Here is a 14,499-nt window from a genome sequence, read left to right on the forward strand (position 1 = left end):
AATTATTAAAAACAATAAATCAGAATTGGATGAGGTACAAACCTTAAGAAATATTGAGAATCTTGATACAAATACTGACCAAAAAGACCTGAAAAGCAGGAACTATTATCTTATTCAATAATAGCAGCAAGTATAGTCATAGAATATGGTTCGATATGAAAACAATAAATTTAACCATAACTTTGAAATGCTTCAATGGAAAGAGCATAGGATATGTACTGCCTTTTTGCTTTAACCGGATAGAGATATCCTGACATCTAAATGATGTTTATATATCTGACGACTATTAACTTTTACGATTAAAACATCTAAGAGTGTATAGCATTCGCTATTTTTAAGAGACTAGCATAAAGGTAAATTTTGAAATATAAGGACACAATTTACTAGCCTGTCCCCAGAATATCCTCACAAAATCAGATGAAGCAATTCAAAAGTATTGTGAAGAAAATGGTCTTACCGGGGAAGTTCAGTTAACACGTTATTGCGGTTCAAAAGGATTTGACGAAACATTAGAAAAATGTGATGAAATTATAAATCATACTGGAAGGAAAAATTTAATACTAATAGCCTGTATCTGGATATTCCGAGCGGATTTTTAATTAATAGACCACTTCCAAGGATAGGAAAATTTTATGAGATATGTCAAAATCTCAGGGCAACATCGTAAGCTAGATAAATGGAGTGTCTTATCGCTAGATGACAATAGAACTTAAAAAATTTCAGAAATATTAAAATAAATACCATAGAATAAAAAACAAGTGAAAAAATCATAGCGTAAATATTCCAGATCGATATGTGCAGCTTTTCACAATGGCTACCGTCAGACAAATCAAGTAAATAAAAGTCATCATGATATCATTCAATTTCTTAATGGGAATTTTGAATCTTATAAAATAAAAAAATGGCTAAATTCATCAAAGACGGCTTACAGTCAAATCCTGAAAAAGAATTGCAAATTGAGATATTAAGTGAAGATATCCTATCCCCCTACTATTTCCCACCACCAGAAGATCAGATGCGTCAACGGGAAGTTGCAGAGATGTTTAGCACGACAGTTCAAACAATTATTAACTGGACTTCTTCGGGCAAAATTCCTGCATTCAGGATTGGTAAAGTTCCCATTTACTCCCGTAAACTTCTTATTTGCATTGCCAGAAACAATCGTAATCTTTTAAAATCTTAAAAGATTCTTTGTTCAATGATATTCCAAATTCTAAAACTATTTTAGAAAGCACTTTCCAGATAAATTATATTTGTAGAAAGTTTTGGAACAGTTTTGTAGAAGATTTGGATAAGATAGCTAAACTCTCACCACTGAATTATTGTTAAATATATTCTCTAATTTATCTTTTTTGTAACAAGCAGATAAATGTAACTCCTCAAAAAATATCCTTATTTTCAAGATCAAAACAATAAAATATTTAAAAATTATAATTTATTGCCGACAAAGGTAATTTCTCAAATTACATGTGGGATGAATGTTATATTTAACTTCTCTACGGTTATTATACATTGAGTGAAAAATATAATCTAGTGCTAGAAATAATAGTCTTTTTCAGAAAATTTTGTATGATAGATTATTTTTAAAAAAATCGAATAATTAATAATATTTTTCGTCCATTTTTGATTGTTCCTGAATAGCTCAAATGATCTGATCATCTCTCTTCACTTCTCTTCGTACTTATGTGACGCATTTAGACTTTCTGCCTTCTATTTGATACTTATTTGGGCCATTTTGGTCTTTAATAACCTCTTTTCTGGTTTTTCGTGGTTTGCTGGGTCTTTCTTATATTCACGCCATTCTTGCCCTGTGTTGTGACCAAATACTTCTTACCCTTTTTCGGTGGGCTTACCTGTATTAGGATCAATGAACTTTCCATCTTTAGTTTTAGGAGCGGCATCACGAATAGCTTCTTTTGTTTCTTTTCGAAGTTTAACCCTATTTTTCATTACATCCGTAGTCTTTACGACATCATCTGCAACAGCAACAGCTTTACTATCAGATTTAAAAACACCTTTTACAGAATTTACCATTATCGCAAAAAAACCAGTTTTAGCGGCCACTGTAATTACAAGCTCCTCAATAGCCATTTCCGGTACAATGCTTGCGAATGCTACCCAAAAGGGCTCTAATATTGAGTTTCTGGTTTCATTAAATTGTTGGTAAAGTTTACTGTCTCTGTAATTGACAACTCCATCTGTCTGCTTCATGAATATTACATTGGGGTCATTACTGCTTAAATCCCAACGTGTAAATTCCGATCCTTCCAGCTCTCTGCCATCAACAACTCTATTCTCCGAAAAATTATAATGAGACTGATAAGAATACTTTTCACTTAATGGATCAATATTGAAAAATCTCCCAATCGATGGATCATAATTTCGCCATCTAAAAGAATTCCAACCAGTGTGAATCTGGCTTTCCTGCGATTGAAAACTATATTTGAAGCTTGTATTATTTTATGATGTAATTGAGCCATGTTCCAATCCAAATGGGTAAAATCAACTTCATCATCTATTTCCGCATTTCCATTGGAGCCTTTATAGAATGAAACTCTGATATTTCCTACTTGATCTTTATAATGATAAATATACTTATTATTTTCGAAATTACTCCCCCCCAATCCATTGCTGACAAGGGTTTCACAAATGATCCTTGCAGGAAAAACAGCTCCTTTTACTAAAGGCGTACTTCTTGGTATCGGAACTAAAGCTGACTTTGCAAAATATTCCGACAGATCGGCTTCTTTTATTCTGCGGCTTACATCTCGTACTGAAGCTAACATCTCCGTTTTTACAGGAACCGGCAACCGTCCTTGAAGAAGTTTCAATCTCGGATCTACCTTTTAGAGAATAGGTTAAAAAAGTAAGAAAATTAAAATACATACTCTTTTTTTGTTGTTATATAGGGAATGCTTTCAATTAAAAATTCAAAGTTATCATTCGTCAGTAACTGAGCATTTCTTCAGCCCAAGAAATTTTTTCATTAAGGACATTTTCCATGATCAGCAGTTGTCTGCCTGGACGAAGCGCTTCCCAACCTTAATGTTTTGTACCGCTTTTCTCACTTGCATCAATGATGATCGTCGCATCACTTATCAATGCCATTGTTCGATTTCTTATCGGGAAACTTTTTAGTGTTACGGGATAGTTTTCCGGAAACTGCGTGATCAGTAGGTGATTTTCAGCAATGAAATCCTGAAGGTCTTTATTTTCAGCAGGGAAATATTTATTAAGAGGTGTCCCGATAACACCGATAGTATGACCATCAAATTCAATCGCAGTTTTGTGTGCAATCGAGTCAACACCTTCCGCTAAACCGCTGACCACAGTTATATCATTTTGCACCAAGAGCTTTACGATCTTCCTTGCTCTCCTTACCCCAAATTCTGATACCTTCCTAGAACCAACAACCGCTACCCTTCTTCCATTTTCCAATAACGAAAAGTCCCCGTTGTAAAATAACTCTTTGGGACTGTTTTTCTTCTCAACGGTGGTAAACTTATCGTAATATTCGTTAAAAGCACTGATCTGCATAGGAACTCAAGATTTAAATGAATAATGTAAATATAGTTTTTTACCCTATAATTACAAATTGAAAAATATTATCGATTACATAAAGTAGTACTACAATAATTTAAAGAGAAGTCATATTTCTCATAATCAACCGCTAAAAAGGCAGCTAAGGTATATCGGTCATCCATTTCTTCACCCAGCCAAAAGACTACGGCATAAACGGTTTCCTCCCTGAAGGTACCCTCCAATTATTCCGTTTCCTTAGCTTTTCCCTTTGCCCGCTAAGATTATCTGCTTTCTTTTTTCCGGTTTTTCTTTTGAAAAATATTCAGCGAAGCCCAAAGGGCTTTGAAAGGAAGGACGGAGAAGAGATTGAGAACAGATCAAAATGTACAATCTTTAAAAACAACGATTATGAACATCATCGGAAGTCTGACAAGGGATGCAGAAGTGCGCAACTTGCCAAATGAAAAAAAGGTAGTTAATTTTTCAATTGCTACAAATGACAACTATCGCAACAAGCAAGGCGAACAGATCGAACAGACCACCTATTTTGAATGCGCCTACTGGATCTCTCCAAAAATGGCTGACTTTTTAACAAAAGGTACTTTTGTAGAATTAACAGGAAGAGCCTACACCAATGCGTGGTTAGGAAAGGATGGAGAACCTCACGCAGGATTGAATTCCACACCTCACAAATCAAGGTTCGCAGCAGTAATTAGCGAACTGAAAACAAGTATACTGAATCGAATAAAAAAGATAAGAAGGAAATTTCTAATTCTAATTCCAACGACAGCGATAAAGATGATAACCTACCATTTTAAAATCATCAAACAGAATTCTCTAACAATTAAATATTAACATCATGGCACATAATTTAAATTTCAACAACAGAATAGGAAAATATTTATTTTTCAGCGTAAAGGAATAAGCATGGCACAACTTGGGGCAGATCGTACAGGAATACCCTACAAGTGATGAAGCCATCAAATTTGCAGGACTTGACTACGAGGTCGGAAAATCTGCCCTATTTAAAAAAGGTGCAGGCATTATCGAATATACCACCGGAATAGAAATGATCGATTCAGAATTGGAAGTTCACAACTACTTTGCCAATATCCGCACCGATAATAACACCGTTTTAAGCGTAGTCGGAAAAAGATTACCAGATCGTACAAAACCGTGAAGCCTTTTTATTTTTTGATTCTATTGTAGGCGGCACTGGTTTGCAACACTTCAGCCGTAATTTTGGTCCACAATCATCAGTCAGGAAATTTCGAACCTTCTGCCGTAGATTTGAAAATTATACACAACATCAAAAGAGCATCTAAATTTTTAAATATTAAATTACTGGATCATTGCATTATGACGTCGACTGACCATTTATAATTTATCATTTATCGAATAATATAATTTATAAATGACCTTCATATTAATAGTAAAATACACGATAATATTTTAATTGTCGTGTATTTTGCTATTCTGACGAAAAGACAATTCCTTTCGGTGGTCGGAAACATCTTTTCGCAAAAAGTATCGAAACAACTCTTATTACGAGCCTCAAGAAGCCATGCATATCATAAAAGTTGTGAGCTTTTGAAGATAATATTTACTAATTAACCTACTAATCGATTGCACCCTATTGCCGAGCATAAGTCAGGATTTTAAGACGTATTGTCAAATGCAAAATCTACCCTTCTTTCATTCTACAAAACTATCTTTGATCTAAATGCTGATTGCTTTTGTTTCAATTGACACTCGTCATTCGGTAGATATGTTAGGTTATTGTAATATTGAAGCTGACCAGCGCCTTCATACCGCGACATTGTAAACCATCCGATAATATAGCATACCAGCGAGCAGGCTTGAGCTACATCTAAATCTCTAAGAATCTGACTGCGCTGAAAGTACTCCCGCTTTCCAATCTTAAAGCGAGAATTTAATCAGTCAGTTAGTTTTTTTTGAAAGGATCCCGTACTTCTTTCAGGTTGTAGTTCCTGACTGATCTCTGTCCCCTCGGAATTCCGCATGCCCAGATTGCATGAATTCATGAACGCTGGATTGTTTGGCTTCAAAGGTATCAAACAATTTTGCCATACATCAGTCCTGCTTTACTTATTGTGCAAATATAAAATCCTTTTGTGCTCAGCATCTAAATTGTTGTGTTTGGCTTGCTGTGCTATGTTTGGCGTTATGGACATCAAAGAATCTGTGAAGCATTGTGGCTTACTTTGTCAAACGGAGATTGGAGAACGACAGCTTTTTACCTTTGAAATTATAAAAGGATTATAATGTTGGATTAATCAATTGTATTGTGGGTATTATCCTTTCTCCCGAAAGGGGCAAGTTGTGTTTTGAGTGCCTCATAACTGTTTTTTGTGCCTCAAAACAACTTGACCTGCCGGGAGTTGGAAAACATTCTCCAAAGTCGAAGTTTTATAAAAATTAGTGGGCAGATGATGAATGAAAATAATGATAGATCACAGAAAAAGACAGGGCGCCGTCCAAAAACATATCCTGCCCAGATTAGATACACTATCTCATTTAATGAAGTGGAGCATGCCCGATTTCTCCAACTTTTTGACCAGTCGGGAATGAAATTAAAAGCCCATTTCATCATTTCATGTATTTTAAAAGACTATCAAGACCACTAAAACAGATATGAGAACGGCAGATTTCTATATCCGACGATTTGCGGAAATGAGCTTTTCAGAATTCAATAACCAATAATGAGGACGCCTAATTAGCGTCCTTTTTTCATTTGTCTGTTAATCCATGGTATATCTTTTTTATCTTAGAAAATAATCCCACCAATCTATCATTCGTGCATAGAGATCTTTATTTTCCCTGCTTGAGGAATTTGGATAACGCCCCTGTTTCGGATAGAATATTCCAATAACATCTTTCTTATTCCTTTTTAAAGGAATATAAAATACCATCCTCTGTTCACATCTTATATTTTCATCTTTTTCCCCTCCCCAAAGCTTTATGGGTGCTGAAACATTCTCTGCATAATGAACAGGATTATCTCAAAAATATAATTCTTTATCCTGTGCAAAAGATTTCTGAAAGTTATACTGACCCACTTCAAACTGATAATAAAATGAAGAATGAAAATTACAATTATATGAGAAATATGATTTAATAATATCAGCGTTGCCGGATCCTAAAAGTAGGCTGCACCGGAGTGTGTTGCAATGAAGTTGGTTTCATAGCCTCCGTGGAAATGACCGGTTAGTCCGATCTTATCCTGATCAATGAACTGTTTAATACTTAAAGCACTCAGGGCAGCATGCACATCATCAAGAGCCTAGAGACCACTTTCATTTTTTCCTGTTATCTTCCATAAATTTGTTGATCATCTTGCATCATAAAATTGGAATCCACCAGTGTTTGATGTAATACATCTTTTTTACTCTCTCCGGCTATAATTTTTTCTGCTATCTTTTGTGTCGTATTTTTATAATGCTCACCAAAATTTTCCAGCTTTTCAATATCCTTCAATAGTTCTTTTTTAGTTTCATCAAAAATTTGTTTTTCAGATTTTATAACTTTATCTGAAGGAATTGGCACTTGGTTCACCTTTTCATTTTTTAGAACTGAATCTTTATTTTTCAGACTATAATCGTTTTATTGCTTAGATTTTAAACCCAATTGAGTTCCCTTATAAGCCTCGAATAAAAGGTTTGAATATTTAACTGTACTATTCCCCAGCTAGGATCATTTGTTTGTGAAATTGCAGAAATTCTCTCTAAACCTTCAAACAAATATTTCTATTTTTCTTCTGTTAAGAGTGCAAGATGAGCGCAGTCAATTAGGGACTTACTATTCCAATGCTGATTGCTGACAGTCTTGAGAATTAAATTGTATTAATATAAGCTAAAAGAATTTGTCTGGATAATCAAAATTTCCTTTATAAACATCAGCCCCCACTTTCGCCCCCTATAAAAAATAAACCCTTGAACATCAGCATATTCAAGGGTTTTATTGTGGTCCCACCTGGGCTCGAACCAGGGACCACCTGATTATGAGTCAGGTGCTCTAACCAACTGAGCTATAGGACCTCAAAATTTGGTTAAATTTTGTGTTTGCAAAAATAGTAAAATTTCTTTCTCTGCAAAACTTTTTATGGCTTTTCTTGGCAAAGTTCTACCAAAACTCCATTGGTTGATTTCGGATGCAGGAAGACAACTAATTTATTATCAGCACCTTCTTTAGGCTCTTCAGATATAAATTGAAATCCTTCTTTTTTTAATCTTTCGATCTGATAAGTAATGTTTTCTACACCAAAAGCCAAATGATGAATCCCCTCCCCTTTTTTATCTATGAATTTTGAAATCGGACTATCCTCTTTCGACGCTTCCAAAAGCTCGATTTTCGATTCTCCGGCTTTGTAAAAAGAGGTGACAACGCCCTCGCGCTCGACGGATTCTTTTTTGTAAGATTTTTCGCCTAAAAGCTTAGTGAAAAGTTCATCAGAAAATCCCAATGACTTCACAGCGATACCGATATGCTCAAGTTTCATAAATATATTGATAAGATAATTAATTCTTTGATCTATTTTAAAAAGATCAATTAAAACAAAAGTAGTAAATTTGCACAAATTATGGAAAGTAACAGACAAAGAAAAGTAGCACAGATTATACAGGAAGATTTCGCAGAACTTTTCCGCAAACAGGCATCAGAAAGTAAGCAAAACTTTTTGGTTTCCGTTTCGGATGTGAAGGTAACTCCGGACTTGGGAATTGCAAAAATTTATTTAAGCATTTTTCCACAGGAATTCCGTTCCAGCATTATGAAAGAGATTGAGGAAAATAAGGCTCAGTACAGAAATTTCATCGGTCAGAAAATGGCAAAACAGGTTCGTATTATTCCGCAACTTAATTTTTATCTGGATACAACGCTGGATGATGTGGAAAAAATTGAGAAAGAACTTCGTGGTGAAGGAGAAAATCCTATTCTGTAGATCTTGAAAAACATTGCTTTTTACATTGCATCGCGCTACCTGATTTCAAAAAAAGGAAGCACAGCGGTTACCTTCATCACATGGCTTGCTGTGGGAGCGATGAGCGTTGCGGTGACAGCAATGTTTGTGATTATTTCTGTTTTTTCGGGGCTTGAAGATTTCAATGCTGATCTCGTAAAAGACCTGCACGCAGATATTACTGTTAAGAGCACGGCCGGAAAAACAATCAAAAACCCTTCGGAAATTTTAAAAGTTTTAAAGCAAAACAAAGAAATATCTCAGTTTTCAAGGGTTATTGAAGAAAAAATCTATATTAATTTCAACGGCAAAGGCGACATCGCGTATCTCCGTGGTGTAGATTCTGTATACGCCCAGGTAAATCCGATACATAAAAGCATTGTCTACGGAACTTATCCGGATTTCAAATTTAAGGATGAGGTTCTGATTGAAAATTCTCTTGATTTAAGACTGTCAATTCCGGTAAATTCAGAAAAAGATATGGCAACGCTGTATATGCCGAAGCCAGGTAAAGGTCTTATCAACAAAGAGGAAGATATTTACAACCGAAAAAACATTTTCGTAACCGGAGTTTTCCCCGGAAAGGAACAGCTCAACAATTACATTATTGCTCCGATATCTTTAGCTGAAGAACTTTTGAATCTCCCAAAAAACTCTGCCTACAACATCGTTATCAAACTCAAAAATCCAGACAGAACAAATGATGTAAAACTGGAACTTGAAAAAAGTTTAGGTAAAAATGTGATTTTAAGCACAAAATCTGAAGAAAATGCAGCATTCTGGAAGATGATTAACACTGAAAAACTATTCATCTACCTGATTTTCGGACTGGTAATTTTCATTACAACATTTAATCTTGCGGGCGCCATCATTATTCTGCAGCTCGACAAACGTGAACAGGCAAGATCATTGGTTTCACTTGGTTTTCCTTTGAGCCATCTCAGAAAAACATACTTTTACACCGGACTTCTCATTGTTTTTGCAGGAATTTTAACCGGTTTATTGATTGGAACTGCACTCTGTGTTTTTCAGGAGTACACAGGTCTGTTTAAAGTGGTTGATGACCTGCCTTTCCCAGTAAGAATTGAAGGGAAAAATTATCTTATTGTTACTGCTACAGCGGCAGGTTTTGGCATTCTCATATCATGGTTTTTCTCGAAGATCAGCAAGGGCTATATTACTAAAAATTAATATATAACGGCCTTAAATTTTGTACCTTTGTCGCCCAATTTCAAAAAAATGAAGCGATTTCTATCTTTTTTAGTATTCAGTTTTGCTGTAATCATCAGCAATGCGCAGGCTCCTGCAGGGTATTACGACAACGCCGCAGGTCTCACCGGAGCAAATTTAAAAACAGCTCTGAAAACAATCATTACCAACGGACATGCATCCGGCATATCCTACAATGACCTGTGGACAGCCTATCAAACGACCGACAGAGACCAGCATTACGAAAATGACGGTACTATTTTAGACATTTATTCAGAAAACCCAACAGGAGCAGATCCTTACAATTACACCTACGGCTCCAGCCAGTGCGGAGGAACCAATGGCCCTGAAGGATATTGTTACAACCGTGAACATATCGTACCTCAAAGCCTTTTCAACGATGCCTTACCTATGAGATCTGATGCTCACTTTGTAAGAGCCAGCGACCAGAAAGTAAACAGCGAAAGAGGAAATTTTCCTTTCGGAAATGTGTCTTCACCAACTTTTCAGTCTCAGAACGGATCCAAAAAAGGATCTTCATCTTCTCCAGGATTCTCTGGAACTGTATTTGAACCTATCAATGAATTTAAAGGTGACGTTGCCAGAATGATTTTTTATTTTGTGACAAGATACGAATCTCAGCTTCAGAGCTTTTCTTCAGGAAACATGCTGGATACTTCAAACTCACCAACATCATGGAAAGGAATCGTACAGTGGGAACTTGATGTTCTTTTAGCTTGGAACGCTTTAGATCCTGTTTCACCAACCGAAATTTCAAGAAACAACGCAACTTACGTATTTCAGGGTAACAGAAATCCATACATCGACAATCCTAATTATGTAAATTTAGTTTGGGGAGCAGCAGTGATCGACAATCAGGCACCAACTGCACCGACAAATCTTACAGTTACAAGCTCTAATACCAATTCAGTTTCTCTCAGCTGGACAGCCTCTACAGATAACGTAGGTGTTACTGGATACAATATTTATGTAAACGGAACACTTCATTCGACAGTTACAGGAACAACGGCAACAGTTTCAGGACTTTCTTCAGGAACTACATATTCATTCTACGTAATTGCAAAAGACGCTTCCAATAATCTTTCACCTCAGAGTAACACTGTTCAGGGAACTACAACAACAGATACCCAGGCACCGACAGCTCCTGCAAACCTCGCTGTGACAGGAACTTCAAACAATTCGGTATCATTGAGCTGGACAGCCTCAACTGACAATGTAGGTGTTACGGGATATAATATTTATTTAAATGGAACTTTCCATTCAACACTACCAGGAACTTCGGCAACTGTTTCAGGTTTGAACCCATCAACAACTTATTCTTTCTATGTTGTGGCCGCAGATGCAGCAAATAATCTTTCTACCCAAAGCAATACAGCTCAGGGTACAACGACCGCTATTCCACCAGCCGGTACCAATTGCGGAACGGAAGATTTCTCTACAATCCCGGCAAATGCCAACAACTACACCACGAGAACCTGGACGAATAATGGAATCACATGGACCGCAACTGATGCAAGAACAGACCAAACCATCAATGGCAGAGCTATCGTTATAAGAACAGGAAGTCTTACCAGCTCAACAATCACGAATGGAATTCAAAGCATTACATTGACCACCCAACTACCGTTTAGTGATAACGGAGGAACTCTCACAGTGCGTGTTAACGGAAATATTGTAGGAACAGCTCCTTACAGCACAACAGTTCAGACTACGACCATCAGTAATATTAATGTTTCCGGGAACGCTGTCCTGTCAATCACCAATTCAAACAATCAGAGAGTCGGAATTGATGATTTGAGCTGGACTTGCGGAACATTGAGCACAAAAGATCTTAATGTTGAGAAAGCACAGTATCAGCTTTATCCAAATCCGGTAAAAAACCACCAGATTTTCATTAAAGGTGAAAAACTTGATAAGATTAAAACTGCTGAAATTTATAATCTGAACGGTCAGCTTTTAAAGAAAATTGAAAAACCATTTATTCATTCAAATAAAATTGAAGTAAGAGAACTTACCAAAGGAACTTACATTCTTAAAACAGATGAATTCTCTACGAAATTTATAATTGATTAATCTAAAACGATTTTCAGATCTAAAAGACCGGCATTGTCCGGTCTTTTTTTTATTTTTGAACTATGGAAAGCAAGCAAAAACTGGGGTTGATCGGCCGGAACATCTCCTACTCTTTTTCAAAAAAATATTTTGAGGATAAATTTCAAAAACTGATGATTAACAATTATTCGTATGATATTTTTGACCTTCATAATATAGATGAGGTTAAAAAGCTTTTCGCTGATCCCAAACTGCTTGGTTTTAATGTCACCATTCCATTTAAAGAAAAAATTATCGATTATCTGGATGAATTAAGTGATGAAGCTGAAAAAATCGGTGCCGTAAATTGTGTTAAAATCGAAAACGGAATTAAAAAAGGATACAACACCGATGCAACAGGTTTTGAAAAGACCTTGCTCCTCCATATAAAACCACATCACAAATCTGCCATGATTTTAGGTAACGGCGGTGCTGCAAAAGCGGTAAAATATGTTTTAGACAAGATGCAGATTCCTAATATTACCGTTGCACGAAGTTCTCATGAATTTAATTTTAAAAATATTTCAGAAGAAACAGTGCGAAATCATCAGTTAATCATACAGACAACTCCTGTAGGAACTTATCCGAACATTGATGACTGTCTTGATTTTCCATTTGACGGAATCACCGACCACCATTTGATTATCGACCTGATTTACAATCCAAATTACACCAGATTTATCATAAACGCTTCCGAAAAAGGTGCAAAAACTGCCAACGGTTTTTATATGCTTGAGCAACAAGCAGAAAAAGCATGGGAAATTTGGAGTAATCAAAAAAAATAGTATAAATTAGTGCTCTGTTATGCTTTTTAGGCAATTTTAAAAGATAACCGTACCAAAACACATAAAAGATTTGCTATGACTACAGAAAATAACTTTTCTGACAACGAAGAAAAGAACATCCAGGAAAACGTGGAAGAAACTACAAATCCTGTTCAGAATGAAGAAACTTCACCTGTCGAAGAAAACGATCATCACGACGAACAGGAACAGGAAGAACTGAATCTTGCAGATGCCCTTAAAGAAATGGAAAGCATCATCAACAGTCCGTCGGCGGGTGAGCAGCACAAAAGATTTAACTTCCTGAAAGAAAAAGCAAGTCATTTCATTCACGACGAGGTGGAAGATAAAAGGCATGAGCATACTGATGCGGGAAATCCGTCAGAGCATTTCAGCTATCATCATCCGCAGCAGTCGAGATTCAATGCTTTGGTGCATATCTTCAAAGAAAAGCATGACGATTACCAGAAACATCAGGACGAGGAACAGCATAAAAACCTTGCCCACAGACAGGAAATCATTGAGAGATTAAAAAATCTTTATACCAACTCTGAACCTGGCGTCAATCTTTTTAAATCTATCAGAGAGATTAAGGAAGACTGGTCAAATTCCGGACAGGTTGCCAAATCTGAATTCAAAATTTTAAACAATAATTATTTTCATCATCTGAATCAGTTTTATCAGATGCTTGATCTTAATAAAGAATACATGGAGCAGGAATATGCTCACAATCTTGAAAAAAGACAACACATCATCGACCGTGCAAAGGAGCTGGAAAACGAGCCGGTGATTCAGAAAGCACTGAACGAACTCCAATACCTTCATAAGCTCTGGAAAGAAGAAGCAGAGCCGGTGGCAGAAGAATTCCGTGAAAAAACGTGGGAAGAATTCAAAGAAATCTCCAATAAAATTCACGAAAGAAAATCTGAACTTTCTGCGGTAATCGAATCTGAACAAAATGCCAATTTAGAAAAGAAAAACAGCATTATTGAGGAGATTAAAAAACTTTCAGAGCCTGGCGAAAATCCTAATCATAATTTCTGGCAGAATGCGATCAGAAAAGTTGAAGATCTGCGTACAGAGTTTTTAAAAACCGGTAGCGTACCGCGCAAACTTTCAAACCAGAACTGGAATGATTTTAAAGTAACGCTCAGAACTTTTAATACACAGAAAAATTCTTATTACAAGTCTTTAAAGGGATCACAGCAAAGCAATCTTGATGAGAAACTGAAGCTGATACAAACTGCAAAAGACAATATGAACAGTGAAGACTGGGATATCACCGTTCCGCTTTTCAAAAAACTTCAGGAAGACTGGAAAAAAATCGGTCATGTACCTAAAAGTATGACCAATAAAATCTGGGAAGACTTCCGTGAGGCCTGTAACACTTTTTTCAACAATTACAGAGAAAAAAGCAATGTTTCCAACGACAACTGGAAAGAAAACTACAAAACCAAAAAAGCTTTGCTGGAAGATCTTAAAATGGTTACCGACGAGGATGGAAGTGTAGAAAAAATTGAAAGCATCAAAACTGCATGGAATAATATCGGAAAAGTACCGAGAGACAAGATTGGAATCAATTCTGAATTTAACAAAGCTTTGAGAGAAAAACTGAAGCTGAACAAAATGAACGAGCTGGAGCTGAAGGAAGAAGGTTTATCTGAAAATCAGCTGACAGACAAGGCCAGAAAAATCAAAACCCAGATTTCTGAACTGGAAGGTGAAATTGTAAAACTGGAAAATAACCTTTCATTCTTTACGAAGCCATCCAGAGAAAATCCTCTTCTTGCTGAAACTTACAACACTTTAGACAGCAAAAAGGCACATCTGGAAACTTTAAAACAGAATCTGCACAGCATTATCAGCGGTGAATAATTACTGAAATACTTGATACAG

12 protein-coding genes, 1 tRNA gene and 2 pseudogenes are annotated in these 14,499 nt (G+C 36.1%); 9 read left to right on the top strand and 6 right to left on the bottom strand.

The genetic code is table 11. From position 1 onward, the window contains the following. Positions 1 to 901: 901 nt before the first annotated feature. Complete coding sequence (locus ASG21_RS00695; protein ID WP_056074629.1) at positions 902 to 1,183, top strand: helix-turn-helix domain-containing protein; 282 nt, start codon at positions 902 to 904, stop codon at positions 1,181 to 1,183. 647 nt (positions 1,184 to 1,830) lie between these two features. Here the strand turns inward: ASG21_RS00695 and ASG21_RS00700 are convergent. The 3 genes from ASG21_RS00700 to ASG21_RS00710 all read right to left on the bottom strand — a co-directional run bounded on the left by ASG21_RS00700 (position 1,831) and on the right by ASG21_RS00710 (position 3,537). Next, a complete protein-coding gene (locus ASG21_RS00700; RefSeq protein WP_128414193.1) occupies positions 1,831 to 2,415 on the bottom strand; it encodes a hypothetical protein in 585 nt (194 codons plus the stop codon). Beyond that, the gene (locus ASG21_RS00705; protein WP_056074633.1) at positions 2,337 to 2,831 is read right to left on the bottom strand and encodes a hypothetical protein; all 495 of its coding nucleotides are present in this window, start codon (positions 2,829 to 2,831) and stop codon (positions 2,337 to 2,339) included. The genes ASG21_RS00700 and ASG21_RS00705 overlap by 79 nt, the downstream gene beginning before the upstream one ends. Before the next feature lie 211 nt (positions 2,832 to 3,042). After that, a complete protein-coding gene (locus ASG21_RS00710; RefSeq protein WP_056074636.1) occupies positions 3,043 to 3,537 on the bottom strand; it encodes a DNA-processing protein DprA in 495 nt (164 codons plus the stop codon). A gap of 393 nt (positions 3,538 to 3,930) precedes the next feature. On the opposite strand from ASG21_RS00710, the pseudogene ASG21_RS00715 reads away from it, so the two are divergent. The 3 genes and pseudogenes from ASG21_RS00715 to ASG21_RS20510 all read left to right on the top strand — a co-directional run. Then, positions 3,931 to 4,223, top strand: a pseudogene (locus tag ASG21_RS00715) (single-stranded DNA-binding protein); the annotation flags it as partial. A 158-nt stretch (positions 4,224 to 4,381) separates the two neighbouring features. Further along, positions 4,382 to 4,736 (top strand): annotated as a pseudogene (locus ASG21_RS00720) (alpha/beta hydrolase); the annotation flags it as partial. 1,239 nt (positions 4,737 to 5,975) lie between these two features. After that, positions 5,976 to 6,170 (top strand): hypothetical protein, encoded by a 195-nt coding sequence (locus ASG21_RS20510; protein ID WP_241773433.1) that lies wholly within the window; start codon positions 5,976 to 5,978, stop codon positions 6,168 to 6,170. 682 nt (positions 6,171 to 6,852) lie between these two features. Here the strand turns inward: ASG21_RS20510 and ASG21_RS00730 are convergent. The 3 genes from ASG21_RS00730 to mce all read right to left on the bottom strand — a co-directional run bounded on the left by ASG21_RS00730 (position 6,853) and on the right by mce (position 8,041). Beyond that, complete coding sequence (locus ASG21_RS00730) at positions 6,853 to 7,098, bottom strand: hypothetical protein (protein ID WP_056074640.1); 246 nt, start codon at positions 7,096 to 7,098, stop codon at positions 6,853 to 6,855. A gap of 408 nt (positions 7,099 to 7,506) precedes the next feature. After that, positions 7,507 to 7,580, bottom strand: a tRNA-Ile gene (locus tag ASG21_RS00735). A gap of 62 nt (positions 7,581 to 7,642) precedes the next feature. Beyond that, the gene (gene mce / locus ASG21_RS00740) at positions 7,643 to 8,041 is read right to left on the bottom strand and encodes a methylmalonyl-CoA epimerase (protein WP_056075215.1); all 399 of its coding nucleotides are present in this window, start codon (positions 8,039 to 8,041) and stop codon (positions 7,643 to 7,645) included. An 81-nt stretch (positions 8,042 to 8,122) separates the two neighbouring features. On the opposite strand from mce, the gene rbfA reads away from it, so the two are divergent. The 5 genes from rbfA (at position 8,123) to ASG21_RS00765 (ending at position 14,478) form a co-directional block, all read left to right on the top strand. Beyond that, the gene (gene rbfA, locus ASG21_RS00745; protein WP_056034986.1) at positions 8,123 to 8,482 is read left to right on the top strand and encodes a 30S ribosome-binding factor RbfA; all 360 of its coding nucleotides are present in this window, start codon (positions 8,123 to 8,125) and stop codon (positions 8,480 to 8,482) included. A 3-nt stretch (positions 8,483 to 8,485) separates the two neighbouring features. Then, positions 8,486 to 9,691 carry an ABC transporter permease gene (locus tag ASG21_RS00750; protein ID WP_056074642.1) on the top strand — a complete coding sequence of 402 codons (1,206 nt, stop codon included), beginning with the start codon at positions 8,486 to 8,488 and terminating at the stop codon, positions 9,689 to 9,691. A 48-nt stretch (positions 9,692 to 9,739) separates the two neighbouring features. Then, positions 9,740 to 11,803: an endonuclease gene (locus ASG21_RS00755; RefSeq protein WP_056074644.1), complete on the top strand. Its 2,064-nt coding sequence runs from the start codon at positions 9,740 to 9,742 to the stop codon at positions 11,801 to 11,803. A gap of 62 nt (positions 11,804 to 11,865) precedes the next feature. Beyond that, positions 11,866 to 12,606 (top strand): shikimate dehydrogenase, encoded by a 741-nt coding sequence (locus tag ASG21_RS00760; RefSeq protein ID WP_056074647.1) that lies wholly within the window; start codon positions 11,866 to 11,868, stop codon positions 12,604 to 12,606. A 75-nt stretch (positions 12,607 to 12,681) separates the two neighbouring features. Then, positions 12,682 to 14,478: a DUF349 domain-containing protein gene (locus ASG21_RS00765; RefSeq protein ID WP_056074649.1), complete on the top strand. Its 1,797-nt coding sequence runs from the start codon at positions 12,682 to 12,684 to the stop codon at positions 14,476 to 14,478. The last annotated feature ends 21 nt before the right edge of the window (positions 14,479 to 14,499 follow it).

This window comes from Chryseobacterium sp. Leaf394 (genome assembly GCF_001424105.1).
Lineage (GTDB): Bacteria > Bacteroidota > Bacteroidia > Flavobacteriales > Weeksellaceae > Chryseobacterium.